This is a genomic window from Nocardia sp. CA-128927 (assembly GCF_050955855.1).
Taxonomy (GTDB): domain Bacteria; phylum Actinomycetota; class Actinomycetes; order Mycobacteriales; family Mycobacteriaceae; genus Nocardia.
This window is the reverse complement of the sequence record NZ_CP192087.1, coordinates 3336838-3360883: the sequence shown is the minus strand read 5'-3', so window position 1 is coordinate 3360883 and position 24046 is coordinate 3336838. Positions and strand designations below refer to the sequence as shown.

The 24046-nt window shown below is 68.8% G+C and carries 21 protein-coding genes and 1 riboswitch; of the genes, 8 read left to right on the top strand and 13 right to left on the bottom strand.

Annotation, left to right across the window (positions count from 1 at the left end; genetic code table 11):
• Positions 1–7 precede the first annotated feature (7 nt).
• The 12 genes from murG to ACQPW1_RS15820 form a co-directional block, all read right to left on the bottom strand.
• On the bottom strand, positions 8–1108 hold the full coding sequence (gene murG / locus ACQPW1_RS15875) for an undecaprenyldiphospho-muramoylpentapeptide beta-N-acetylglucosaminyltransferase (RefSeq protein WP_433663467.1): 1101 nt from the start codon (positions 1106–1108) through the stop codon (positions 8–10).
• The gene (gene ftsW, locus ACQPW1_RS15870; protein WP_433663466.1) at positions 1105–2565 is read right to left on the bottom strand and encodes a putative lipid II flippase FtsW; all 1461 of its coding nucleotides are present in this window, start codon (positions 2563–2565) and stop codon (positions 1105–1107) included. Before ftsW ends, murG begins: the two co-directional genes overlap by 4 nt.
• 58 nt (positions 2566–2623) lie before the next feature.
• On the bottom strand, positions 2624–4060 hold the full coding sequence (murD, locus tag ACQPW1_RS15865) for a UDP-N-acetylmuramoyl-L-alanine--D-glutamate ligase (RefSeq protein ID WP_433663465.1): 1437 nt from the start codon (positions 4058–4060) through the stop codon (positions 2624–2626).
• Positions 4061–4109: 49 nt separating this feature from the next.
• The gene (gene mraY, locus ACQPW1_RS15860) at positions 4110–5186 is read right to left on the bottom strand and encodes a phospho-N-acetylmuramoyl-pentapeptide-transferase (RefSeq protein WP_150406558.1); all 1077 of its coding nucleotides are present in this window, start codon (positions 5184–5186) and stop codon (positions 4110–4112) included.
• A gap of 76 nt (positions 5187–5262) precedes the next feature.
• Entirely contained in the window at positions 5263–6777 is a 1515-nt protein-coding gene (locus ACQPW1_RS15855; RefSeq protein ID WP_433663464.1) for a UDP-N-acetylmuramoyl-tripeptide--D-alanyl-D-alanine ligase, read from the bottom strand.
• The gene (locus tag ACQPW1_RS15850; RefSeq protein WP_433663463.1) at positions 6774–8360 is read right to left on the bottom strand and encodes a UDP-N-acetylmuramoyl-L-alanyl-D-glutamate--2,6-diaminopimelate ligase; all 1587 of its coding nucleotides are present in this window, start codon (positions 8358–8360) and stop codon (positions 6774–6776) included. The genes ACQPW1_RS15855 and ACQPW1_RS15850 overlap by 4 nt, the downstream gene beginning before the upstream one ends.
• 104 nt (positions 8361–8464) lie before the next feature.
• Positions 8465–10357 carry a peptidoglycan D,D-transpeptidase FtsI family protein gene (locus ACQPW1_RS15845; RefSeq protein ID WP_433663462.1) on the bottom strand — a complete coding sequence of 631 codons (1893 nt, stop codon included), beginning with the start codon at positions 10355–10357 and terminating at the stop codon, positions 8465–8467.
• Entirely contained in the window at positions 10354–11172 is an 819-nt protein-coding gene (locus ACQPW1_RS15840) for a hypothetical protein (RefSeq protein WP_433663461.1), read from the bottom strand. The genes ACQPW1_RS15845 and ACQPW1_RS15840 overlap by 4 nt, the downstream gene beginning before the upstream one ends.
• A gap of 162 nt (positions 11173–11334) precedes the next feature.
• The gene (gene rsmH, locus ACQPW1_RS15835) at positions 11335–12309 is read right to left on the bottom strand and encodes a 16S rRNA (cytosine(1402)-N(4))-methyltransferase RsmH (protein ID WP_433663460.1); all 975 of its coding nucleotides are present in this window, start codon (positions 12307–12309) and stop codon (positions 11335–11337) included.
• A gap of 268 nt (positions 12310–12577) precedes the next feature.
• Positions 12578–13009 (bottom strand): division/cell wall cluster transcriptional repressor MraZ, encoded by a 432-nt coding sequence (gene mraZ, locus ACQPW1_RS15830; RefSeq protein WP_040733463.1) that lies wholly within the window; start codon positions 13007–13009, stop codon positions 12578–12580.
• A 415-nt stretch (positions 13010–13424) separates the two neighbouring features.
• Positions 13425–13853 (bottom strand): DUF3040 domain-containing protein, encoded by a 429-nt coding sequence (locus tag ACQPW1_RS15825; protein WP_433663459.1) that lies wholly within the window; start codon positions 13851–13853, stop codon positions 13425–13427.
• Between the two features lie 148 nt (positions 13854–14001).
• Positions 14002–14442: an SAV_6107 family HEPN domain-containing protein gene (locus tag ACQPW1_RS15820; protein WP_433663458.1), complete on the bottom strand. Its 441-nt coding sequence runs from the start codon at positions 14440–14442 to the stop codon at positions 14002–14004.
• Positions 14443–14584: 142 nt separating this feature from the next.
• On the opposite strand from ACQPW1_RS15820, the gene ACQPW1_RS15815 reads away from it, so the two are divergent.
• The 5 genes from ACQPW1_RS15815 to ACQPW1_RS15795 all read left to right on the top strand — a co-directional run bounded on the left by ACQPW1_RS15815 (position 14585) and on the right by ACQPW1_RS15795 (position 19728).
• On the top strand, positions 14585–15196 hold the full coding sequence (locus ACQPW1_RS15815) for a GNAT family N-acetyltransferase (protein WP_433663457.1): 612 nt from the start codon (positions 14585–14587) through the stop codon (positions 15194–15196).
• 30 nt (positions 15197–15226) lie between these two features.
• Entirely contained in the window at positions 15227–16792 is a 1566-nt protein-coding gene (locus tag ACQPW1_RS15810; RefSeq protein ID WP_433663456.1) for a phytoene desaturase family protein, read from the top strand.
• Between the two features lie 114 nt (positions 16793–16906).
• The gene (locus ACQPW1_RS15805; protein ID WP_433665251.1) at positions 16907–17728 is read left to right on the top strand and encodes a carotenoid biosynthesis protein; all 822 of its coding nucleotides are present in this window, start codon (positions 16907–16909) and stop codon (positions 17726–17728) included.
• 96 nt (positions 17729–17824) lie between these two features.
• Positions 17825–18571: an LppM family (lipo)protein gene (locus ACQPW1_RS15800; protein ID WP_433665250.1), complete on the top strand. Its 747-nt coding sequence runs from the start codon at positions 17825–17827 to the stop codon at positions 18569–18571.
• A gap of 8 nt (positions 18572–18579) precedes the next feature.
• On the top strand, positions 18580–19728 hold the full coding sequence (locus ACQPW1_RS15795) for a glycosyltransferase (protein ID WP_433665249.1): 1149 nt from the start codon (positions 18580–18582) through the stop codon (positions 19726–19728).
• A gap of 3 nt (positions 19729–19731) precedes the next feature.
• On the opposite strand, the gene ACQPW1_RS15790 is transcribed toward ACQPW1_RS15795, so the two are convergent.
• Positions 19732–20460, bottom strand: coding sequence for a hypothetical protein (locus ACQPW1_RS15790; protein ID WP_433663455.1), 729 nt, complete (start codon positions 20458–20460; stop codon positions 19732–19734).
• Between the two features lie 423 nt (positions 20461–20883).
• Positions 20884–20978, top strand: a riboswitch (SAM riboswitch).
• Between the two features lie 268 nt (positions 20979–21246).
• Here ACQPW1_RS15790 and ACQPW1_RS15785 point away from each other — a divergent pair.
• From ACQPW1_RS15785 to ACQPW1_RS15775, 3 genes are read left to right on the top strand one after another with little or no spacing between them, the layout of a single operon-like run.
• The gene (locus ACQPW1_RS15785; protein WP_433663454.1) at positions 21247–22305 is read left to right on the top strand and encodes an amino acid ABC transporter permease; all 1059 of its coding nucleotides are present in this window, start codon (positions 21247–21249) and stop codon (positions 22303–22305) included.
• On the top strand, positions 22302–23072 hold the full coding sequence (locus ACQPW1_RS15780) for an amino acid ABC transporter ATP-binding protein (protein WP_433663453.1): 771 nt from the start codon (positions 22302–22304) through the stop codon (positions 23070–23072). The genes ACQPW1_RS15785 and ACQPW1_RS15780 overlap by 4 nt, the downstream gene beginning before the upstream one ends.
• A gap of 11 nt (positions 23073–23083) precedes the next feature.
• Complete coding sequence (locus tag ACQPW1_RS15775) at positions 23084–24043, top strand: ABC transporter substrate-binding protein (RefSeq protein WP_433663452.1); 960 nt, start codon at positions 23084–23086, stop codon at positions 24041–24043.
• Positions 24044–24046 lie beyond the last annotated feature (3 nt).

Genomic DNA, 24046 nt, shown 5'->3' with positions numbered 1-24046 from the left:
GAGGTCGTCAGCCACGTGCGACCTCCAGCACGATCCGCGCCACCGCGTCGGCGGCGTCGCGATGCCCGGCACTGGCCGCGGCGCGACCCATCTCGATCAGCCGTGCGGAGTCCATGAGCAGCGGAATCACCTCATCGATCACGTATTTCGGCGTCAGCTCCGAATCCGGGACAATTCTGCCGCCGCCCTGTCGGACGACCGGCCTGGCATTGAGCTCCTGCTCACCGTTGCCGTGCGGGAGCGGCACGTAGAAGGCGGGCAGCCCGACCGCCGACACCTCGGCGACGGTCATCGCGCCCGACCGGCAGACCACCGCGTCGGCGGCGGCGTAGGCGAGATCCATCCGGGAAAGATACGGCACCGCGACATACCGTGTGCTCGCGCCACTCTCGGCAACATCGAGGGTGTTCTTCGGTCCGTGCGCGTGCAGCACCGAGATGCCCGCGGCGGCGAGTTGCGGCGCGGCACCGGACACCGCCTCGTTCAGGCTGCGCGCGCCTTGCGATCCGCCGAACACCAGCAGCACCGGTCCCTCGGCGGGCAGCCCGAAATGCGCCCGTGCCTCGGCCCGCAGCGCGGCCCGATCGAGCGTGGTGATCGCGGCGCGCACCGGGATGCCGACGACCTGCGCCCCGGCCAAACCCGAATCCGGTACCGCGGCAAGCACTCGCGCGGCGCGCCGCGCGCCGACCTTGTTCGCGATCCCCGCCTTGGCGTTCGCCTCGTGCACCACCACCGGCACCTTGCGGCGACGGCGCAGCAGCCCCGGCCCGGCGGCCAGGTAGGCGGGCAGCGCCACGTATCCGCCGAAGCCGACGATCACGTCGGCCTCGACCGCGTCGATCACCGCCCTGGTCCGCGCCACCGAGGCACGCACCCGACCGGGCAGCCGCAGCAGGTCCGCGGTCGGCTTGCGCGGCAACGGAACCGGCGGGATGAGCTCGAGCGGATAGCCGCGCTCGGGAACCAGCCTGGTCTCCAAGCCGCGTTCGGTGCCCAGCGCCGTCACCCGGATCGAATCGTCGAGTCGCCGCAGCGCGTCCGCCACCGCGAGGGCGGGTTCGATATGGCCCGCCGTGCCGCCGCCTGCGACGATTACCGAGATCACCTAGATTTTCCTCGTTCTCTTGTGTGGTTGACCGGGTAACTGGGCTCCCACGCTCTGGTCGCGCGCAGCGAGCTGGTGCCACGGCTCTCCGGTGAGCGGCGCCGTCCCGGCTCGGGCTGCGGGCGCCGCGCGGGTGGCAGCGCCTGTCTCCCTTGTCGTGGCGCCTTGCGCTGTGCGGATTTCGCCCTGGCGGCGCTGGCCCGGGCCGGCGAGTACACCTCCGGCTTGGGCAAGCGCAGCAACTTGCTGAACCTACCGTCTTGTCCGGCATGCAGCGCGGAGACGGCCTCCGGTTCGTGCCGTGCTGCGTTGGCGATGATGCCGAACATGAACAGGGTGATGGCCAGCGATGAACCGCCCGCGGAGACCAGGGGCAACTGCAGGCCGGTGACCGGGAGCAGGCCGACGACGTAGCCGATATTGATCAGCGCCTGCCCGGTGATCCACGTGGTCGCGGTGGCCGTGAGCAACCGCAGGAACGGATCGACCGAGCGACTGGCGATGCGGATGCCGGTGTAGACGAACAGTGCGAACAGTCCGAGCACCAGGGCGCAGCCGAGGAAGCCGAGTTCCTCGCCGATGATGGCGAAGATGAAGTCGTTGTGCGAGTTGGGCAGGTAGCTCCACTTGGCCCGGCTCTGGCCGAGCCCGCGCCCCCAGATGCCGCCGTCGGCGAGGGAGAAGAGCGCTTGGCGTGCCTGATAACCGATGCCCTGTGGGTCGTCGCCGGGATTGAAGAACGCGCGCATGCGGTCCGAGCGATACCCCGCCGACAAGGCGAGCACGGCCGCGGCGATCAAACCGGACACCGCCACCGTCACGAACAGCCGCAGCGGCAGGCCGCCGAACCAGAGCAGCGCCGCGATCACCATGCCCAGCGCGATCGTCGTCGACAGGTTCGGCTCCACCACGACGAGCAGACACACCAGCAGACCCGCCGGAACCAGCGGCATCAGAATGTCTTTCAGCCCCGCGTGCTCCGAGCGGCGCGACGCCAGCAGATGCGCGCCCCACACCACCAGCGTGACCTTCACAATCTCCGACGGCTGCACATTGAACAAGCCCAGGTCGATCCACCGCCGCGCACCCTGCACCTTGGAACCGATGCCCGGCACCAGCACGAGCACCAGCCCCAGCACCGACAGCACGAACAGCGGGAACGACCACTGCCGCAACCGGCGCAACGGAATGCGCAGCGCGAGATAGAACAGCACGGTGCCGATCGCCGCGAACATCGCCTGCTGGATGAACAGCGAATACGCCGATCCCCCATCGGCATACGCCTCGACGCTCGACGCGGAAAGCACCATCACCAGGCCGAGCACGGTGAGCAGCGTGGCGATGGTGACGACGAGATGAAACGACGCGAGCGGCCGCGCCAGCCAGGCCACGAACCGGGCACCGGCTCGGGGCTGTTCCTGACGCCGCGCCGGCTGTGTCTGAGTCGCGCCGTTCACGGGGCCTCCATGGTTACGCTCCGACGCCGCCTCCGGGCCCTGAGCTCACGGCGCGGCGTCATAGCGTCCGCCCGACGTCACCGTCTTCCAGTGCGTGCACCGCCGCCGCGAAACTGCGGCCCCGGTGCGTGTAATCGGCGAACATGTCCAACGAAGCCGCCGCGGGGGCGAGCAGTACGGCGTCGCCTCGACTGGCGAACCCGGCCGCGGCCTGTACGGCACGCGCCATCACGGCGTCGGCCTTATCTCTCGACGCGTCACCCATCCCTGCATCGTCTCCCGCGATCAGCTCGATGACCGGGACCTCAGGCGCGTGTCGCGCCAACGCGGCCGCGAATACCGGTGCGTCGGCGCCGATCAGCACCACGGCGACGAGCCGGTCGGCGACCTCTTCGACCAGGTCCTCGATCTGCGCGCCCTTGAGCTGACCGCCGGCCAGCCAGACCACCTGCGGGTGCGCCAGGATCGCGGTGCGCGCGGCGTGCGGGTTGGTGGCCTTGGAGTCGTCGATGAAATCGACGCCGCCGACCTCGCGCACGAACGCGGACCGGTGCGGGCCGACCTTGTGCTCGATCAGCCCTTCCCGAATGAACTGCGGCGCCACGTCGATGGCCCTGGTCAGCGCGGCGGCGGCGAGCGCGTCGGCGACACCGGCGGGTCCGGGCGGGCTGATGTCGCCGACCTCGGCGAGGATCGCGGCCTTGGTGAACGCGCGATCGAGCAGTTTGCCGTCGACCACGCCGAGCTCACCGTCGGCGGGCACGCCGATCCGGAAGCCAACGGTGCGACGGGCTTTCGAGCGGCGGGCCAGCGAGGCGGCCACCGGATCGTCGAGCCCGACCACGCCGACCCGGCCGACCAGCGCCCGCGCCTTGGCGGCCGCGTACGCGTCCAATCCGCCGTGCCAATCCAGATGATCCTCGGCCACATTGAGCACCACGCCTGCCTCCGGACGCACCGACGGCGCCCAGTGCAGCTGGAACGAGGACAGCTCGACGGCGAGCACCTGTGGTCCTGGGTTGCGCCGCAACGCATCCAGGATCGGCAGGCCGATATTGCCGCAGGCGACGCTGGGGATGCCCGCGGCGCGCAGGATGGCGTGCGTCATCTGGGTGGTGGTGGTCTTGCCGTTGGTTCCGGTGATCACCAGCCACTTGCGCACCGGCCCGTAGATCCTGGCTTGATCGACCCACCAGGCGAATTCGACATCGCCCCACACCGGCGTGCCTTCGGCCACGGCCGCGGCGAGCACCGGTGAGTCCGGCCGCCAGCCCGGGCTGGTGATCACCAGCGCGAACCGACTCCAGTCGGTGGTTTCAAGTTCCACGCAGGTGGCGATGTCCAGGCCGAGCCCGGCCGCCTCGGCCAGCGCCGCGGCGCCACCGTCGGTGACCACCGGGCGCGCGCCGATATCGCGCAGCGGCTCGACGAGCGAGCGCCCCGATATGCCCCAGCCCGCGACGAGAACGTCACGGCCGCGCAGAAATTCGAGCATGGGCCCAGGTGATCGCAGGGCCCGAGGAGAATGTTCGACCATCGCTAGTTCACCCGACCGCAGAGAGATATTCGCTGTAGAACAAGCCGAGCCCGACGGCCGAAGCCATCGCGGCCAATAGCCAGAACCTGATGATCACCGTAGTCTCGGCCCACTTGCTGAGTTCGAAGTGATGATGGAACGGCGCCATCTTGAACAACCGGTTGCGCGTGGTGCGGTACACCGCCACCTGCAGCACAACCGACAGGGTTTCGGCCACGAACAGCGCGCCGATGACGATCATCAGCAGCTCGGTCCGTGTGGTGATCGAAAGTCCGGCCAGCATGCCGCCGAGCGCAAGCGAACCGGTGTCACCCATGAAGATCTTGGCGGGCGCGGCATTCCACCACAGGAAGCCGACGCACGCCGCGGCGCCCGCGGCACAGACCAGCGCCAGGTCGAGCGGGTCGCGCACGTTGTAACAGCCGACCTCGGCCTTGATCTCGCAGGCGTGGTAGTACTGCCAGAACGTGATGACCACGTAGCCGCCGAGCACCAGGCTCATCGAGCCGGCCGCGAGTCCGTCCAGTCCGTCGGTGAGATTCACCGCGTTGGACCAGGCGACCACGACGAGGCAGACGAACACCAGGAACACGACGACACCCATCGTCACCGTGCTGATGTCGCGCACATAGGACAGGTGCCTGCTGGCCGGGGTCAGCCCGCTGGCGCCGCGGAACTGCAGCGCGAGCACGCCGAACACGACAGCGGCGGTCAGCTGGCCGAGGTACTTGCCCGCGGCGGTCAGGCCGAGGTTGCGCTGCTTGCGGATCTTGATGAAGTCGTCCACGAAGCCGACGCCGCCGAGCGCGGTGGCCAGGCCGAGCACCAGCAGGCCGGACGCGGACGGCCCGTCCGCGCGGTAGCCGATGCCGATCAGGTGCGAGCCGAGGTAGCCGGCCCACATGCCGATGATGATGGCGACGCCGCCCATGGTGGGGGTGCCGCGCTTGGCCTGGTGACTGGCCGGGCCGTCGACCCGGATCTCCTGGCCGAAGCCCTGCTTGGCGAACATCTTGATCAGCAGCGGGGTCAGCAGAATCGATACGGCGAGCGCGATGGCCGCCGCGAATAGAATCTGTCTCACGACTGAGCCTCGCTAGCGCTCGCCTCAGCCGTTCGACAGAAGGTCGCTGCGACTTCGGTTCGCTCGCTGCGCTCCCTCACTCCAATGCCTCCGTGCTTCCCGTACGTCCGCTGGATGGCTCCGATTTGATCAAGTGTTCGGCGACCTCCCAGAGGCCCACCGACTTCGACGCCTTGACCAGCACCACATCACCCGCCTCGACTTCGTCGTCGAGCAACGCGATGGCCGCGTCGATGTCGGGCACGAGGATCGACTCCTCGCCCCATGAGCCTTCCATCACCGCTCCCTTATGCATCGCGCGGGACGGCCTTCCGGTGCCGACCACGATCAGCCGATGCACGTCCAGCCGCACCGCGAGCCGGCCGATCAGGTCGTGTTCGATCACGGAATCTTCCCCCAGCTCGCCCATTTCGCCGAGCACGGCCCAGCTGCGGCGCGGGGTCGTGCCCGCGCGCGACATGGTGACCAGGGCTTTGAGAGCGGCGCGGACCGAGTCGGGGTTGGCGTTGTAGGAGTCGTTGACGACGGTCACCCCGGCCGCGGTGGTGCGCACGTCCATCCGGCGGGCGGACGCTGCGCGCGCGTCGGACAGTGCCCGCGCGATGGTGTCGAGGTCCGCGCCGCATTCCTGGGCGACCGCCACCGCGGCAAGTGCATTGCCGACCTGGTGTTCGCCGTGCACGGCCAACTGGATCGGGATGCCGCCGGTCGGGGTGTGCAGGGTGAAACCGGCGCGGGCTTCGTCGTCGAGCCGGATATCGGTGGCCCGGATGTCGGCGCTGTCGGATTGGCCGACCAGCACCACGCGGGCGGTGGTGCGCGCGGTCATCGCGGCGACCTGCTGATCGTCGGCGTTGAGCACGGCCAGCCCGGTCGAGGGAAGCGCCTGCACCAGTTCGCCTTTGGTCTTGGCGATCGCCTCGCGGCTGCCGAACTCACCGAGGTGCGCGGTGCCGACATTGAGCACGACGCCGATGGTCGGCGGTGCCACCTCGGCGAGCGCGGCGATGTGGCCGGGGCCGCGCGCGGACATCTCGAGCACCAGGAAACGCGTATCGGCGTTGGCGCGCAACGCCGTCCACGGATGGCCGAGCTCGTTGTTGAACGAACCGGGCGGTGCGACCACGGACCCCAGCGGCGCGAGTACGGCCGCGAGCAGGTCCTTGGTCGAGGTCTTGCCGGACGAGCCGGTCACCCCGACAACGGTGAGAGTGCCTGCCGCGGTGAGGCGTTGCACGCTGGCGCGGGCCAGGTCGGCGAGCGCGGCGAGCACCGCCGCGCCCGAACCGTCCGAATCACCCGCCAGCGCAACGGAAGTCGACGGCACCGAGCCGGGGTTCGGCGTGACGACGATGGCGGGCACACCCACCGGACGCGCCGCCAGCACCGCGACCGCACCGGCCGCGACCGCCGTGGCGGCCCAGTCGTGGCCGTCCGACCGCTCGCCGGGCAGGGCCAGGAACAGATCACCGGAACCGATTCGGCGCGAATCGAATTCGACCGAACCGGTGACTCGCACCTCCGGGTCGGGGACGTCGTGCAGCGTGCCGCCGACGACGTCCGCGATCTCCCGCAGTGTCATCTCGATCATGAAACCGTCAAGTCCTCCGCGTCCGCGTGGTGCGGACTTCGCTTGTCCAGTGCCGCCGCGAGCACGTCGCGGTCGTCGAAGGGGTGCTTCACACCCCGGATCTCCTGCCCTGCCTCGTGCCCCTTACCCGCAACCAGTACCACGTCGCCGGCCTGAGCCCAATTCACCGCCGCCGCAATGGCTTCGGCGCGATCGCCGAGCTCGCGTACATCACCATGTTCGGGCACCGCCAGCGCGCCGGATCGCATCGCCGCCCGGATTGCCGCCGGGTCCTCGCTGCGCGGGTTGTCGTCGGTGATGATCACCAGATCGGCACCGCGGGCCGCTGCCGCGCCCATCAGCGGGCGTTTGCCCGCGTCGCGGTCGCCACCCGCCCCGACCACCACGGCGAGCCGCCCCGGCGATTCCGGCGCGTCCGCCGCGAGATGTCCACGCAGCGTGGCGATCACCGATTCCAGCGCGGCGGGCTTGTGCGCGTAGTCGACGATCGCGAGGAAGTCCTGCCCGCGCTCCACTCGCTGCATCCGGCCGGGCACGTCGACGGTGGCCAGTGCGGGCGCGGCGATCGCGGCCTCGACACCGGCGGCCGCGCACACGGCGACCGCGAGCAGCCCGTTGGCCACGTTGTAGCGCCCCGGAAGCCGCAGCCGCACAGCGATATTGCCGTCCGGTCCGGCCGCGGTGAACTCCTGCTCGCCGCCGTGCGCCACGATGTCGCCGTCCAGGCGCCAGTCGCCGGTTCCGGTGGTGGACACCGTGATCGGCGCCTCGAGCCCATCGGCGAGGCGCTGGCCCCATTCGTCATCGACGCAGATCACCGCAGTTCGCGCGGCAATCGGCGATGCGGGCTCGAACAGCCTGCGCTTGGCGGCGAAGTAGTCCTCGAAGTCGGAGTGGAAGTCCAGGTGGTCCTGCGACAGGTTGGTGAACGCGCCGACCGCGAATCGGACGCCATCCACCCGGCCCAGGGCCAGCGCGTGGCTGGACACCTCCATCACCACCGCGTCCACGCCCTGCTCGACCATCAGCGCGAACATCGCGTGCAGCTGCGGCGCTTCCGGCGTGGTCAGCGCGCTCGGCACGCGGCGGCCACCGATCCTGGTCTCGATCGTGCCGATCAGCGCGGTCGACAGCCCGGCGGCGGCCAGCCCGGCTTCCACCAGATACGAGGTGGTCGTCTTGCCCGAGGTGCCGGTGATGCCGACGATGCGCAGTCGCTCGCACGGATTGCCGTAGATCTGCGCGGACAGCTCGCCGAGCACCGCGCGCGGATGCTCGCGCACCAGCACCGGGACATTCAGCTCCCCGGCCAGCTCGGCGCCCGCCGCGTCGGTGAACACCGCGACCGCGCCGCGTTCGACCGCGTCCGCGGCGAACCGGGCACCGTGCGCCTGCGCGCCGGGTAACGCGGCGAACAGGTCACCGGGTCGCACGGCCTGCGACCGTTGCTCGATGCCGGTGACGTGGATCTCCGCGAACGCGGGTCCGGTCGCCTCGGCGCCGGTCGACGCCAGCAGGGCGGTCAGCGCGGTGGCCGGCGGATCGGCGGGCCGGAGCGCGTGCTGGCTGGACTGCGCAGGCACATTGCTCCTCTCAGATACGGGCGGGACTGGGACGACGAGTCAGGTTACCGACGGCCGTTCACGGGCCCGCAACGCACCTACGGTAAGTCCCACACCGCACAGATTCAGTCCGCCTGGAGCACGAAACGCTTGGACGGCTCCGGCGACGGCGGGATGCGGTCACGCTGCATCGCCCAGGAGGCGATGTTGTGGAACAGCGGCGCGGCCGACTGGCCGCCGCTGCCGTCGGCGCTGCGGATCGGGTTGTCCAACATCAGGCCGATGACGTAGCGCGGGTTGTCGGCCGGGGCGATGCCCGCGAAGGTGATGTAGAACGACGAGGTCGAGTAGCACTGGCAGCTGGGGTCGACCTTCTGCGCGGTGCCGGTCTTGCCCGCGATCTGGTAGCCGTCGATCGCGGCGGGCCCGCCGGTGCCGTTCTGGTTGGCGTTCATCGGATCCTTCTGGACCACCGACTGGAACATGGTGCGCAGCGTCGCGGCGGTCTGCGAGCTCACCACGCGCACGCCGTCGGGCTGCGTCTCGTCGGTCCGGCTGCCGTCCGGTGCGATCTTGGCCTTGATGATCCGCGGCGGGATGCGCACACCGTCGTTGGCGATGGCCTGGTACATGCCCGTCATCTGCAGCGTGGTCATCGAAAGGCCCTGTCCGATAGGCAGGTTGGCGAAGGTGCCGCCGGACCACTGATCACGGGCGGGCACCACACCGCCGCTCTCGCCGGGCAGGCCGACACCGGTGCGCTGGCCGAGGCCGAAGCGGTTGACCATGTCGGCGAACCGATCCTCGCCGACCCGCTGGGCGAGCATCAGCGTCCCCACGTTGGAGGACCTACCGAAGATGCCGGTGGTGGTGTACGGCGCCACGCCGTGGTTCCACGCGTCGTGCACGGTCACACCCGCCATCCGGATCTCGCCCGGAACCTGGTGCACCTCATCGGGAGTGGTCAATCCGTACTCGATCGAGGCCGCCGCAGTAATGATCTTGTTCACCGAGCCGGGCTCGAACACATCGGACACCGACGGGTTGTTCATGTCGGAGCTGGCCCAATTCTGCGGTCCCAGTTGCGGATTGAAGGTGTTGTCGTTGGCCATCGACAGCACCTGGCCGGTCTTGGCGTCGAGCACGACCGCGGAGGCCGAGTTGGCCCCGGACATCTCCTTGGCCTGCTGCACCTGCTGTTGCACGTAGTACTGCAGGTCCGAGTCCAGGGTCAACTCCACACCGTGGCCGTTGACGGCGTCCTGCTTGTCGCGCGAGCTACCGGGGATGACCGCGCCGTCGGAGCCACGGTCGTACGTGTGCGAGCCGTCGGTGCCCGCGAGCACCGAATCGAGCGACGACTCGAGACCGATCTGACCGTGCCCGTCCCAGCCGGTGGCGCCGAGCACGTTGGCCGCCAACGAGCCGCCCGGATGTTCCCTCGGATACTGGGAATCCGCGCCGACCTCGGGGTACTGCGTGCGGATGTCCGAGGCGATCCGCGGATCGACACCGCGCGCCAGGTACAGGAACTTCTCGTCGCTGCGCAGCATGGTGAGCAGATCCGACTCCGCCGGACCCGCCTTGCCGAGCTTGTCGTGCACGGTCTTGGCGATGGCCTTCAGGCGCTCATCCGGGTCGGGCGCCTTGTCGTTCTTGGCTTTCGCGTCGGCCAGCTGCTTGCGGACCGCGATCGGCTGGAAGGTCAGCTGTTTCGCGGCGATGGTGAACGCCAGCGACTTGCCGTTGCGATCGGTGATCGGGCCGCGGATCGCGTAGTCCGGCTCGTGCTGGGTGCGCTGGGTTGCCGCCTGCGCGGAAAGGCTTGGCGCGTTGATGGTTTGGATCCACAGCAGTTGCAGTGCGACGACACCGAGTGCGATCAGCATGATGATCCGGCCCGCGCCGAGGCGGCGACGCAGCGGCTGGTTCTTCTTGGGCGGAGCCGAACGCGGTCTGGTCGCCTTGCCTGGACCAGGCCCGCGTCGCTGGCGCGGGGCGGGCCTGGTCTGTGTCACCGCTGGCCTCCGTCTGGCAGTGCCTGTGACTGTGGCGTTTCCGGCTGTCCCTGGGCAACATCCGCGGGCGGATGCGCGGCTTCGGGCTGCTGCGGTGCGGCCTCGGCCGGTGCCTGCGGGACCGGGCTGACCGGAACCGGGCTCGCCGGAGCCGCATTCACCTGGACGTTGTTCGCCGGAGCGTTGTTGGCCGGACCGTTGGCGCCCGGCGGGGGCGGCAGGGCGGGCGGCGGCGGCGTGGTCGTCACCGGCATCACGCGTTCACCGCGGGCCTGCACGTTGCCCGCCTGCGGGTTGGCCGGGGCGGTCGGCGAGACGTTCAGCGGCGGCACCGGGGCACCTTCCGCCGGAGTCGGTTTGCCGATCACCGACACGGTGCCGTCCGGCGCGACCACGATGCGGGCCGGGTCCTTGGCCGGAATCATGCCCAGTTCCCTAGCGCGGGCGGCCAAGTCGGGCGCGGAATCCGCGGACTCCACCTCGCGTTGCAGCGCGGCCCGCTCGTCGGCCAGCCGCTTGTTGGTCGCCCTGATGTCGCCGAGCTGGTAGCTGTCCTCGGCGGCGCGGGTGGTCAGCAGCAACGTGAGCGCGAGACCGCAGCCGAGCAGCGCGATGATCGCCGCGACGAACGGAATGCGCGCCGCCATCACCGACCCCTGCTGACGCGGCAGATCAGGTGTGTCCGAACGGGTTTCGGCGCGGGTCCGGCGCCGGGCGTAGGCCCGTTGCGCGGCACCCGATTTCACCCGCTCGGATTCGTGGACCCGGCGGGCGATCCGCCCGGGTGCCTCGACGGTCCGCGTCCGTATGCTCATGCCTCCACCTCGCTAGCGCTCGGCTCCGGCATGCGCATGGCGCACTGATACACGATTCGCTCGCTAAGCTCGCTCATACTCTCGTCCCCTCGTGAGTCTGTGCGGGACATCCGGCCTCCCTTGTCCAGGCCCCGCACCCGGTCCGCCGGACGAGCTCATGTCTCATCCGACCTCCTGAATTCGCTCCGCGGCCCGCATCCTGACGGGTGCGGCCCGCGGGTTTTCTTCTATCTCCTGTTCGGTCGCCTTTTCCGCGCCACGGGTCAGCATCCGGAATTCCGGTCCCATGCCGGGCAATTCGACCGGTAGGTCGACGGGGGTGCGGGAGGCCGCGCGCGGCGCGAACTCCTGCTTGACCACCTTGTCCTCGAGTGACTGATACGACATGACGACGATCCGGCCGCCGATCCGCAGCGAGTCCATGGCCGCGGGTAGCGCGGCGCGCAGCGAATCGAGCTCGCGGTTGACCTCCACCCGCAGCGCCTGGAAGGTGCGCTTGGCCGGATGTCCGCCGGTCCGGCGGGTCGCCGCCGGTATCGCCGCGTAGAGCAGTTCGACCAGTTCGGCGCTGGTGGTGAACGGCTTCTGCTGGCGGCGGCGCAGCACCTCGGAGGCGATCCGGCCCGCGAAGCGTTCTTCCCCATAGGTTTTCAGCACGCGGGCCAGGTCGCCGTGGCTGTAGGTGTTCAGCACGTCGGCGGCGGTGGGACCGGTGGTGGGATCCATCCGCATGTCCAGCGGCGCGTCGATGGAGTATGCGAAGCCGCGCTCGGCCTCGTCGAGCTGCATCGAGGACACGCCGAGGTCCATCAGGATGCCGGAGACGGATCCGTTGGCGGTCAACCCGGCTTGCGCGAGTGCCTCGGCAATCCCGTCGTACCGGGTGTGTACCAGGGTGATTCGATCCGCGAACGGCGCGAGCCGCTCGGTGGCCAGCTTCAGCGCGGCGGTGTCTCGATCGAGACCGACGAGCCGGAGGCCGGGATAGGTACGCAGGAAGTGTTCGGCGTGTCCGCCGAGACCGAGGGTCGCGTCGAGGTAGACCGCACCGGGTTCGGTGAGCGCGGGCCCGAGCAGGGCGTCGGCCCGGCCGAGCAGAACAGGAACATGGCGGGGGCCGTCCTGCTCACGGTTCACCTCGACCTCCCGGGATCTGCCTCGCTTCGTCGCGCACCGCGCACGGGTCGCCTTGTTCCTCTGTGCCGATGCGGGAGTTCCCGCACCCCATCGGCCCAACGAGCGCTTCGCGATTGTGTCTCATTGGGCCGCAAGTGCTTTTGCATAAGAAACCGTTGCCGGAGACGAATGCCCCGTGGTCTCTGACCGAACCTCGGCACCTGGCGTCGGGGAAGTACGTCAGGGTCCGCGTCCGGGCAGAGGCCGCGCGGCACTCGTTCGCTCGGGGCTAGAAGATTCCGCCCAGCGACTCGTCTCTCGCTTGCGAGAAGTCCTCCTCGTGCTCGGCGAGGTAGGAGTCCCACGCCTGCTTGTCCCATATCTCGAGGAAATCGACCGAGCCGGTGACCACGCAATCCCGTTGCAGGTTTGCGTACCGCCGATGTTCGGCCGACAACACGATCCGGCCCTGTGCGTCCGGACGTTGTTCATCCGTTCCGGCCGCTAGTGCCCGGACGAACGCGCGCGCCTGCGGGTTACTTCGAGATGCCGCCGCGGCCCGACGAGCGAGCGCGGTGAACTCTTCTTTGGGGTACACGGCAAGGCTGTGATCCTGACCCTTCGTGACCATCAACCCTCCCGCCAGATCGTCTCGAAATTTCGCAGGCAACGTGAGTCGCCCCTTGTCGTCCAGCCGAGGTGTGTAGGTACCGAGAAACAACCCGATACCTCCCTAGTCGATCACCTCGATGGTCGGCCTTTCCGGTAGTGCGCGCTCCACATTACCCCACTTTCCCCCACTTTCAATCGAAACTGCCGGTGATCTGGCTCCCGGCCCAAACGATTTCGCAGGTCATCCCAGCTATCACCATGGTGGAGAACTTCTTGCGTGTTCTGCCGACACGCACAGTCCGCATGGACAAAGGCCCGGAAACACCCAGCAAACGCCCAGGTGCGGGCCAGCTCAGCCGAGAAGGGGGCGAAGTAGGGGATCTTGTGGGGAGATGTGGAGGAAGCGTCGCGCACCCCGCCCGGAGATCAACGGCGGCGCGAGGTTATCCACACGCGAGACGGCGACGCCGCACCGGATCGGTGCGGCGTCGCCGTCGGTATGCAGATGTCAGGCTATGAACGAGCTAATCCTGCTCGAACCGTCGCCGGAATCGGTCTTCCATCCGCTCGGAGAAACCGCCGGACTTGCGTTGGCGCCCACGCGGTCCGGTCGTTCCACCGCTCGGACCGCCGGGCGTGGCGTCGCCGCCGGCCCGATCACCCTTCGCGATGCCCTTGGACGTGCCGACCAGCAGCAGTACGCCCGCAGCGAACATGACGATGAATCCGACCAAACTGATGATCGGGAAGCCGCCGGGCTTCACCGGAGCGGCGATGCCGGCGATGAGTAGAAACAGACCAAGGACGAACAAGGCCGCGGCCTGGAGTCTGCGACGACTCGAGGTCGAGCGAAGGCGCCCGCCGCGGACGGACGACGCGAACTTCGGATCCTCAGCATAGAGCGCGCTCTCGATCTGTTCGAGCATGCGCTGCTCGTGCTCGGAGAGTGGCACGGTACCTCCCCCGGCACTAGGCGTGGCTGTCGCCTCCGGGTAGGCGACCTGATAGCCGACCTTGGCGGCTATCTATCACCAATGATACGAGTTCGATCAGGGCCGTACCACCTAGTCGCCCATAACTATGTGGGCGTGCCGCCGGTCACTATCCGGTCATGCCGCTAGACCACCCCGGTGCGGGGCGCAACCGAGCCGATGCGGTAAGGAGATCTTCAACGTCGTGAAGGAATGCTCCTACCCGCGAATAGAACTCGTCGGCCTCGTCGTCGTCGACGTCGCGATCGAGTCCGGCCTCCAGCGCGGCCCTGGTCTCCGACCGCGCGCTGAAGTAATCGGCCCACATGACGAACTCGGGCGCGGCGGACTGCATCAGTACCCAAGCGTTACGCGAACGAGCCCGGGGCGCGTTGTCGGCGCCGGTCAGCGCGATCACCGCGCCCGCCCCGCGCAATGCGGCCAGATAGGCGGTGCGGAAGCGCTCGCGCGGGTCCCGCTCCCCCGCCGCCTGCATGAGCAGGCCATCGGCCCGTTGCAGCAGCTTGCCCGCCCGACCGGGCTGTCCCGGATGTTCGACCCGACCAGACATCTCGGAGTCCCTCCGCCATCGCATACCTGGAGCCAACACCGCCTAGTGTGACCGAACAAGTATTCGAACGTTTGAATTGAGATTGAATATAGAGACGCCCACCGACAAACTTCCGCGCCCACCTGTGGACCCGACGAGAGCCATGACCGCCGTCAAGCCCAATCACACCCCCGCACCTGTCGTCGTCGACCTCTCCGTCGCGGCACTGCGCTCCCGGCTGCACGATGCACTGGCGGTGTATGTCGCGGCGATGGACTATCCGCGCGGCACCGAACACCATCGCGCGCCGATGTGGACCGAACACACCACCCGCCCCGGCTGGCAGGCCGTCGCCGCGGTGGTCCCCGACGATTCGGGGCACGTCGACCTACGCTCGTCGCCGATCGTGGCGATCGCCTACGGCTACCGCGGTGCCGCGCACCAGTGGTGGCACCAGCAGGTGCACAGCGGGATGCGGCGCTCCGGCTGGCCGGAACATTCGACGCGCGAACTGCTTTCGGACTACTTCGAGCTGACCGAACTGCACGTGCACCCCTCGGCGCAGGGGCTCGGCATCGGCGGCACGCTGCTGGAACGGCTGCTGCGGGACCGGCCCGAGCAGGCGGTGCTGCTGTCCACGCCGGAGGTGGACGGGGAGGACAACCGGGCCTGGCGGCTGTATCGGCGCCAGGAATTCACCGACGTAGTGCGGAATTTCGTGTTCTCGGGCGACAATCGGCCGTTCGCCATTCTCGGGCGGCGGCTGCCGCTGTGACGGCCGGCACGGTACCGGCGTGAGGGTCACGTGACGGTCGTCGTTGTCGGTTCCGGCCACAATGCGCTGGTCGCCGCCTGTTATCTGGCGCGGGCCGGGCACGACGTGGAGGTGCTCGAACGCGACGAGGTGCTCGGCGGGGCGGTGTCGACGGTCGAGCGGTTTCCCGGGCATCTGGTCGATCGCGGGTCGTCCGCGCACATCATGGTGCGGCACACAGGGATCATCGAGGAGCTCGAGCTCGACCGGTTCGGCCTGCGGTACATCGATTGCGACCCTTGGGGTTTCACGCCGGGCAGCGATGGGCGTGCGCCGCTGGTGTTCCATCGCGATCTGGCTGCCACCTGTGCGTCGATCGCGGCCGCCTGTGGCGATCGGGATGCGTTGGCGTATCGGCGTTTCGTCGAGGTGTGGGGGCCGCGTAGCGCGCGGGTGATGCGCGCGTTCGGCGGTGGGCCAACGCCGGGCCGATTGCTGCGTTCGTTCTGGGGGTTGGACGCGAAGGACGGCGGGAGCGCGTTGTCGCGGGAGTTCCTGCAGTCCGGGGATGCCTTGCTGGACACGCACTTTCAGGATGAGCGACTCAAGGCCTCGTTGGCGTGGTTCGGTGCGCAGTCCGGTCCGCCGATGTCGGAACCGGGCACGGCGCCGATGGTGGGGTTCGCCGCGCTGATGCACACGCTGCCGCCGGGACGTGCGGTCGGCGGCAGTGGCGCGTTGAGCGCGGCGCTGGTGCGGCGGCTGCGCTCCGATGGTGGCGTGGTGACGGCGGGTGACGCGGTGACCGCCCTGCGGCGCGACGGTGACGGCTGGCGGGTGTACACCGCGTCGGGGCGAAACCTGCACGCCGACACGGTGATCGCGGGTTCGCACGTGCTGACCACGCTGGATCTGTTGCGCGAAGGCGGATTCGACGCCGCCGTGCTGGACGACTGGCGGCGGCGCATTCGGGTCGGGCCCGGGATCGGCATGGTGGTGCGGGTATCGACCCGGTCGTTGCCGAACTACCCCGGCAGCTCGGTCGACGAATCCGCCCGTGGCCTCCAGTTTCTCGTGTCCGATCGGCGTCAGCTTCGGCTCGCACACGGGGCCGCGTCGGCCGGAGATCTGCCGCCGCGGCCGGTGGTGCTTGCGATGAGCTTCAGCGCGCTGGACCCGAGCATCGCGCCACCGGGTGAACATCAGCTCTCGCTGTGGGCGCAGTGGCACCCGTATCGGCTGGCCGACGGCAGCGATTGGGCCGAGCACGCCGAGCGGGAAGGTGATCGCATCATCGCCGAAGTCGACTCCTACGCACCGGGTTTCGCCGACTCGGTGCTGCGCAGGTATGTGCAGACACCGGTCGATCTGGAGCGGGAGATGGGGCTGCTCGGCGGCAATGTGATGCACGTGGAGATGTCACTGGATCAGATGATGCTGTGGCGGCCACTGCCGGAGCTGTCCGGACAGCGGGTGCCCGGCGCACCGGGTCTGTACCTGACCGGTGCGTCCACCCACCCGGGCGGCGGCGTCTCCGGCGCCAGCGGCCGCAGCGCCGCCAACCTCGCACTGCGCGACCTCCGCCGCACTCGATTCCCGCTGCTGCGGAGGCGATGAACCCGTGCACACGCATACCTTTCGACGCCCCGCATACCGAATCGCATGCGATTTCGTCTGCGGGACATCAGAAGGTGTGCGGGTGTGAGGCAGTCGCGTGGCGCACGTGGGACAGTGCGGCAGTTTGTGCCGCTTGTCTTCGCGGTGGTGCTGATTGTTGTGCAGATCGTCTATCCGCTGACTTCCGGCGCGGGGCGGGACCGGGTCACGGTGGCGGTTGTGCTCCTGTCGGCGGGTACGGCGTTGGCGCATGCCACGGCGACGCGTGGGATTCGTTATGCGGCCGGGTTTTTGGTGATCGTGTCCGGGCTCGGGCTGCTCGCCGAGATCGTCGGGACCGCAACGGGAGTGCCGTTCGGGTGTTATGCGTACGCGGTGGATCGGCTGGGGCCCGCGCTCAGTGGGGTGCCGTTGGTGATTCCGCTGGCCTGGACCGGCGGGCTGTATCCGGTCTGGGTGGTGGCCGGACTGTTATCACGACGGATGCTGTCGCGGATCGGACTGACGGCCGTGGGAGCGGTCGGCTGGGACCTCTTCCTCGATCCGCAGATGGTCGCGGACGGGCAGTGGACCTGGTGTGACACCGGCTCGGGTTTGCCCGGTCTGCCCGATATCCCGATCACGAACTATCTCGGATGGTTCGCGGTCGCGCTGCTCATGGGTGTGCTGCTGACCGTCTTGGAGCGCGCGTCAGTGGGGCTGGATTACCCGCCGAATCCGTCAGCAGGGCTGGACACCGTTTCACCGCTTTCCGGCTCGACCGCGGTGCCGGTGGCCGTTTTCTTGTGGACCTGGCTCGGGTCCGCGCTCGCGCACGCGGTGTTTCTCGGTCTACCGGTTTCGGCCGGTTACGGCGGCGTGGGGCTGGCGATTCTGGGCCTCCCGCTGCTCCGTCACCTCTGCTTTTCCCGCCCGCGACCGGATCCGGCGGGCTAGCGGAAGCACATCGCCGGGCTCGTTCCGCCCGTCGCGTGGGCAGTTGGACGGATGGCCTGGCACGATGTCCCCGTGCAGCCGAGTCCCGTCACCACGATGTCCGATGCCCCGGTACTACCGTCGCCGCGGACGCACCGCCCTGGCGTGCGTGTCGCCGCGGCAGTCCTGCTCGCGGCGTTGTTGGTGCCCGTGCTCGCGGGCTGCCTGCGAGTGCAGGTGTCGATGGGCGTTTCGTCCAACGACCGGGTGTCCGGGCGGATCGTCGCCGCGGTCGTGCCCGCCGAACCCAATGACAAGGGTCCGCAGCTGAAGGCGCCCGACTCGCTCGCCGCGAAGGTGCGGGTGGAGTCCTACGCCCAGGACGGGTACGTGGGCAGCCAGGTGTTCTTCGAGGACATGTCGTTCGGCGAGGTCGGCCAGCTCGGTCAGCTGTCCGAGCAAACCCAGGGCATGTTCCAACTGCAGTTCCAGCGGGCCGGCGACCTGGTCAGCCTGACCGGTCGGGTGGACCTGAAATCCGTGCCACCGCACGGTTCCGACGTGCAGTTCACCATCGCGTTCCCGGCCCGTGTCGCCAAGACCAACGGCAACCGCGAGGGCGACAACATCGTCTCCTGGAAGCTCCCCGCGGGCGACGTCTCCACGCTGCGCGCCGAGGTCAGCTACGCCGACCCGAACACTCGCTCGTTCGCGGGCTGGGCGGGCATCGTCGGCGGCATCACCCTCGCCGTCGCCGCCATCATCGCCGCCATGGCGTACATGGACCGCAACCCGCCCGCGCCGGGCGCCCCCACCGGTCTCTCCTGGAACCGCTGGTGGAAAACGGTCAAACAAAGCCGCTGAGTACCATCCTGCGGCTGGGGGGTGCGGTGTGGGCCGGGGCCGGAATCTCGTTGGTGGGCGCTGGGATTGCGCTGTACAACCGGGTTACGGTGCGGCAGTTGGCCGACACTGCGACCAGTGTGATCGAGCCGGTCACCGTATGTGTGCCAGCTCGTGACGAGGCGGCGCGCCTGCCGGGGTTGATCGCGGATCTGCGGGCGCAGCGCGGGGTTGCGCGGTTGAGTGTCGTGATTCTCGATGACGCGTCGGGTGATGACACCTTCGCGGCGGCAGTCGACGCGGCTGCTGGAGATCCACGAATCTCGGTGTTGCGCAACGACACCGAACCGCCGCCCGGCTGGACCGGTAAGGCTGCCGCGTGCGCGCGATTGGCCGAGTCTGTGGTTGCGCCGGTGCTGGTATTCGTGGACGCGGATGTGCGGCTGGCGCCGGGTGCGATCGCGGCGGCGGTCACCGAATTGCGCAGGCGGCGGGTCGCGCTGGTGTCGCCGTGGCCGATGCAACGGGCCGAGTCTATGGCCGAGGCGTTGGTGCAGCCGTTGCTGTGCTGGTCGTGGGCGGCCACGCTGCCGATCTCGCTGGCCAACCGGACCCTGCGGCCGTCGACTTCCGTTGCCTGCGGGCAGTTTCTGGTGTTCGACACGGCCGCCTACCGTGCCATCGGCGGACACGCCGCTGTGGCCGTCAGCGTCACCGAGGACCTCGACATCGCCCGAACATTGCGCCGCGCAGGACAATCCACCGTCCTCGTCGCCGCGGGCCGCATGGCGAACACCCGAATGTACGAGGGCACTCGCGAACTCGACGCCGGATACACCCGCTGGCTGTGGTCCGCCTACGGTGGCACCGTCGCGGGCGGCACTGCCGTGGGAACGCTTGCCGCGCTGGCCTATTGGGTCCCGCCCCTGGCCGCAGCTTGCGGTCGCGGCAAGGTCCGCCGGGTCGGAGCCCTCGGCTACACAGCTGCGGTCACCGGAAGGCTGCTGGCCCGCTCGACCGAGACCGGCGGACCACTCACCCCCGCCGATGTCCTTGCGGCCCTGTCCCACCCGTTCTCTGTGGCCGCCTACCTACTGCTGTGGGCACGCTCTCATCGCGCCCGACGCCGAGGCGCGCTGCGCTGGAAAGGCCGCGCGCTCAACACAGTCGGTGCTTAGCGCTTACGGAACCTCGGTGATCCCCACCGTCGGCAGGAAGAAGCAGGACTTGCCGCCGTTCTCGACGGTGCCGAAGACCGCGGCCAGCACGGTGCCCTGACCGGTATCGACGGGTACGGCACGGACGCCGCCCATCGGGAGGGCGGCGACGAAGAAGTTCTGGATGGCCCGTTCGGCCATGGGGCGCAGGGCGGCCGGGACTTCGGCGGGGATCATGGCGCGGAAGACGGTGGACAGCGGGCCCATCGACGCGAGGCCGCCGCGACCGCTGGTCACGTTCATCCAGGCGACCTGCATGCCGGTGGTGTCCGGCCCGTCCTGGCCGAGGCCGTAGGGGACGAAGGTGAACATGGTCTGGCCGGACTTGACGGCGGCCAGGTCGAGTCCGGGGATGGTGATCGAGGTCTTGGGCCACGGGCCCGGCACCGCCCCGGCTACGGCGGGTGCGAGGCCGAGCGAGGTGCCGTTGAGGCAGAACGCGGCCGCGGTCGGGTAGAGGAACGGCTGCATGCCGAAGGCGCGCAGGCCATCTATCGCGGTGTTGTAGACGCCGAACAGGTCGCCGGGTGCGGCGGTGCCGGTCGGGGCGGGACGGTCGCTCGCCACGGCGGGCGGAACGGGCGGCACGGCGGGCGGGATCGGGGCCGCGCCCGCGGTCGGTGCCGCGAGCGCCAGTGCGACCGAGCAGGTCGCCACGGCGGACAATACGGTCAGACGGCGTTGCACGGCCACGGAGACCTCTTCTCATCGTCGACACAATCGAAGGCTGACGGTACTCCGGCAAACGCTGTGAACAGCCCGTATTGCCCCTGGCAAGCTATCGGCGTGTCACCTCGAGCCCACCGCTCCAGCACTGCCGATCGATCCCCTCCCCTCAGTTGCGCAAGCGCACACATCAGGTCTGCGGCCCGACTTCGCGGGGTCCGCACACGGACACCTCCGACGAGCCGTATGCTGCTCCCCGACGGAGCCGCCCCGAGCGCGTGAGCGCCCGATCACACTGCGCCAGCGCATATCCGGCTACCGGACTTACCCGGCGAATCGGGCTACGGCAAGATCTACGCTCACGGTGATTACTTCCCTTGCCCAAGGGTTCGCCTGCTGGGCATGATAATTCGGCTCGACCCTGACATCGTCCGGTGTCCGGATCGGCGACAACCATCCAGAGCGACCGAGAGACCTGGCTCGTCGACGTCGCAGCAACCCCCCGGTTCACCGGGTGCGGGTGCTTCCGCCGGGACCGATGGAGGAACCGAAGTGATCATCGCTGCTGTCCGAGGCACCCGTTGGGGCCGCCGTCATATCGATCAATGCAAAGTGACATCCGCGAGCTGTCGGGGCTGACCCGCAGCCAGTCTGTTGCACCCGTCGCTGGCCGGGTGATGTGACCGCGGCCCGATGTGGCGCGGTCCGTTCGTTCTTCCGAAGGACCTCGACCATGCGTGAGCGCAGCGAGCGAACAAATGACACAGCTGCTTTCGCACTCATGACGGAGCCGAGCGCCCGCGAGGTGGAGTCATGAGTGCGTCCGCCGCACCCGATGCCGTCGCCGTCCCCGACGCCGTTCTGGACCTGGCGCCGGACAAGTCCGTGCCCGCGTCGACCGAGAGCATCGCGGACTCCCCCGTGACACCCGCCGAATCCGCCACCGTTCCGGGCGATTCCGCGCCGACCGTCGCCAAGACGTGGCATCCGTGGCGCTGGGTGATCAGCGCCGTCGCGCTCAACCTGCTCGCCCAGTTCATCCACGGCCTGGTCACCAATCCCGGTTGGGATTGGCCGACTTTCGCGAAGTACATCACCGCGAAGTCGGTGCTCGCCTCGCTGAAGGTGACCCTGGAGCTCACCGCGTGGGGTACCGCCCTGGGCTTCCTGCTCGGCACCGCGCTGGCTATCGCGCGGCTGTCGAACAACCCGGTGCTGCGGGTGATCTCGTGGTGCTACATCTGGGCGTTCCGGTCGATTCCGCTCATCGTGCAGCTGCTGTTCTGGTTCAACATCGCCTACCTGTACAACACGCTGTCGGTCGGAATACCGTTCGGCCCCGCGTTTTTCACCTTCGAGGTGAACGGCGTGATCAGCGGGTTCACCGCGGCGGTGATCGGGCTCGCGCTGCATCAGGCGGCGTATTCGGCCGAGATCATCCGCGCGGGCATCATCTCGGTCGACGCCGGTCAGCTGGAAGCCGCTGCCGCGCTGGGTATTCCGAAGGTCCGGCAGTTCCGCTCCATCGTGGTCCCGCAGGCCATGCGGTCGATCCTGCCCAACGCGACCAACGAGGTGATCAGCCTGTTCAAGGGCACCTCGATCGTGTCGGTGATGGCGATCGCCGAGCTGTTCTATCAGGTCCAGGTGATCTACGGACGCAACGGCCGGGTGGTGCCGCTGCTGCTGGTCGCCACCGCCTGGTACATCGTGCTCACCACCATTCTCTCGGTGGCGCAGTACTACATCGAGCGCCACTACGCCAAGGGCACCCAGCGCACGCCACCGCCGTCGCCCACCCAGCGGGCCTGGCAGAAGCTGCGCGAGATCGCCGATTCCGGTTCCACCGCACCGCGAGGAGCGACCCGATGAGCACCGCACTCGCCGTCGAGGTCCGCGGCGTCCGCAAATCCTATGGCGCGCACGAGGTCTTGCGCGGCGTCGACCTGACCGTGCGCTCCGGCGAGGTGGTCACGGTGATCGGCCCGTCCGGTTCCGGCAAGTCAACGCTGCTGCGGGTGGTCAACCACCTGGAGTCGCTGGACGCGGGCACCGTACACATCGACGGGGAGCTGATCGGATATCGGCTGCGCCGCAACACCTTGCACGCGCTGCCCGACCGTGAGGTGCGCAAGCAGCGCTCCCGCATCGGGTTCGTCTTCCAGCAGTTCAATCTCTTTCCCCATCTGACGGTGCTCGATAACGTCACGATCGCACCGCTTTCCGCGCAACGTCGCGACCGCAATGAGGTCGAGGCCGAAGCTCGGGTGCTGCTCGAACGGGTCGGCATCGGCGAGCTGGCCGACGCGTACCCGCGCAGGCTGTCCGGCGGACAGCAGCAGCGGGTGGCGATCGCGCGGGCACTTGCCTTGCGCCCCAGGGTGATCCTGTTCGACGAGCCGACCTCCGCGCTGGACCCCGAGCTCGTCGGCGAGGTCCTGGATGTGATCCGCGACCTCGCGCACGGCGGCACCGCGCTGGTGATCGTCACCCACGAGATCGGCTTCGCCCGCGAGATCGCCGACACCGTGGTGTTTCTCGATGCGGGCGCGATCGTCGAGCAGGGTCCCCCCGAGGTCGTCCTCGACCATCCCGAACACCCGCGCACCCGCGCCTTCCTTTCCCGAGTCCGTCGATGAACAGGTATCCGATGAAGCTCTCCGCCCTGGCCACCGCCGCCGCGACCGCGGTCGTCCTGCTGGCCACCGGCTGCACCGATCCCGAAGCGGAGTCCGCGGCCCAGCCCGCCGGTGCGATCACCTTCGACCTCTCCGCCGCCCAGACCGGCCGGGTACGCGCCGCCAAGGTGGACAGCATCGCCGCCGAAGTGCCGCAGGCCATTCGGGATCGCGGCACCCTGGTGGTGACCGGTGCGTCCGGCACCGCGCCGCCGCTGCGCTTCTACGCCGACGACGACAAGACCGTGGTCGGCTCCGAGGTCGATTTCGCCTCACTCGTCGCCGACACCCTCGGCCTGAAACTCGATCTGCAGGTGGCGGATTGGGCGCAGAACTTCGTGCACATCGATTCCGGCGAGGTCGACGCCTTCATCGGCAACGTGACGGTGACCGAGGAACGCAAGGAGAAGTACGACTTCGCCACCTACCGCAACGACACCGTCGCGCTGGAGGTGCCCAAGCAGAGCACCCTCGACTACAAGGATCGTAAGAGCCTGGCGGGCAAGCGGATCGGTGTCGGCAGCGGCACCAACCAGGAACAGCTGCTGGTCAAGTGGAACGAGCAGAACCGCGCGGAAGGCCTGGCGCCCATCGACATCGCCTACTTCCAGCAGACCAGCGACTACTACCTGGCGCTCGCCTCGCAGCGGCTGGACGGCTACATCGGCCCCAACCCGACGGCGATCTACCACTCCGCCACCGCGAATCAGACCAAGATCCTCGCCACCTTCTCCGGTGCCGGTGACGCGCTGCAAGGCGAGATCGCAGTGCTCACCAAGAAGAACAGCGGGCTGATCACCGCCGTCCAGCACGCGCTGAACTACGCCATCGAGCACGGCACCTATCAGCAGGTGATCGATCGGTGGGGCCTGAAGTCCGAGCAGGTCACCGAGTCGCGGATCAACCCGCCCGGCCTACCGAAGCAGCGGTGAGCC

Excerpts from the sequence above, each read along its gene's own strand:
- murD (WP_433663465.1), bottom strand. The coding sequence starts at position 4,060 with ATGCTCGAATTTCTGCGCGGCCGTGACGTTCTCGTCGCGGGCTGGGGC.
- ACQPW1_RS15855 (WP_433663464.1), bottom strand. The coding sequence starts at position 6,777 with ATGATCGAGATGACACTGCGGGAGATCGCGGACGTCGTCGGCGGCACG.
- ACQPW1_RS15840 (WP_433663461.1), bottom strand. The coding sequence starts at position 11,172 with ATGAGCATACGGACGCGGACCGTCGAGGCACCCGGGCGGATCGCCCGC.
- ACQPW1_RS15820 (WP_433663458.1), bottom strand. The coding sequence starts at position 14,442 with ATGTCTGGTCGGGTCGAACATCCGGGACAGCCCGGTCGGGCGGGCAAG.
- ACQPW1_RS15815 (WP_433663457.1), top strand. The coding sequence starts at position 14,585 with ATGACCGCCGTCAAGCCCAATCACACCCCCGCACCTGTCGTCGTCGAC.
- ACQPW1_RS15800 (WP_433665250.1), top strand. The coding sequence starts at position 17,825 with ATGTCCGATGCCCCGGTACTACCGTCGCCGCGGACGCACCGCCCTGGC.
- ACQPW1_RS15785 (WP_433663454.1), top strand. The coding sequence starts at position 21,247 with ATGAGTGCGTCCGCCGCACCCGATGCCGTCGCCGTCCCCGACGCCGTT.
- ACQPW1_RS15780 (WP_433663453.1), top strand. The coding sequence starts at position 22,302 with ATGAGCACCGCACTCGCCGTCGAGGTCCGCGGCGTCCGCAAATCCTAT.
- ACQPW1_RS15775 (WP_433663452.1), top strand. The coding sequence starts at position 23,084 with ATGAAGCTCTCCGCCCTGGCCACCGCCGCCGCGACCGCGGTCGTCCTG.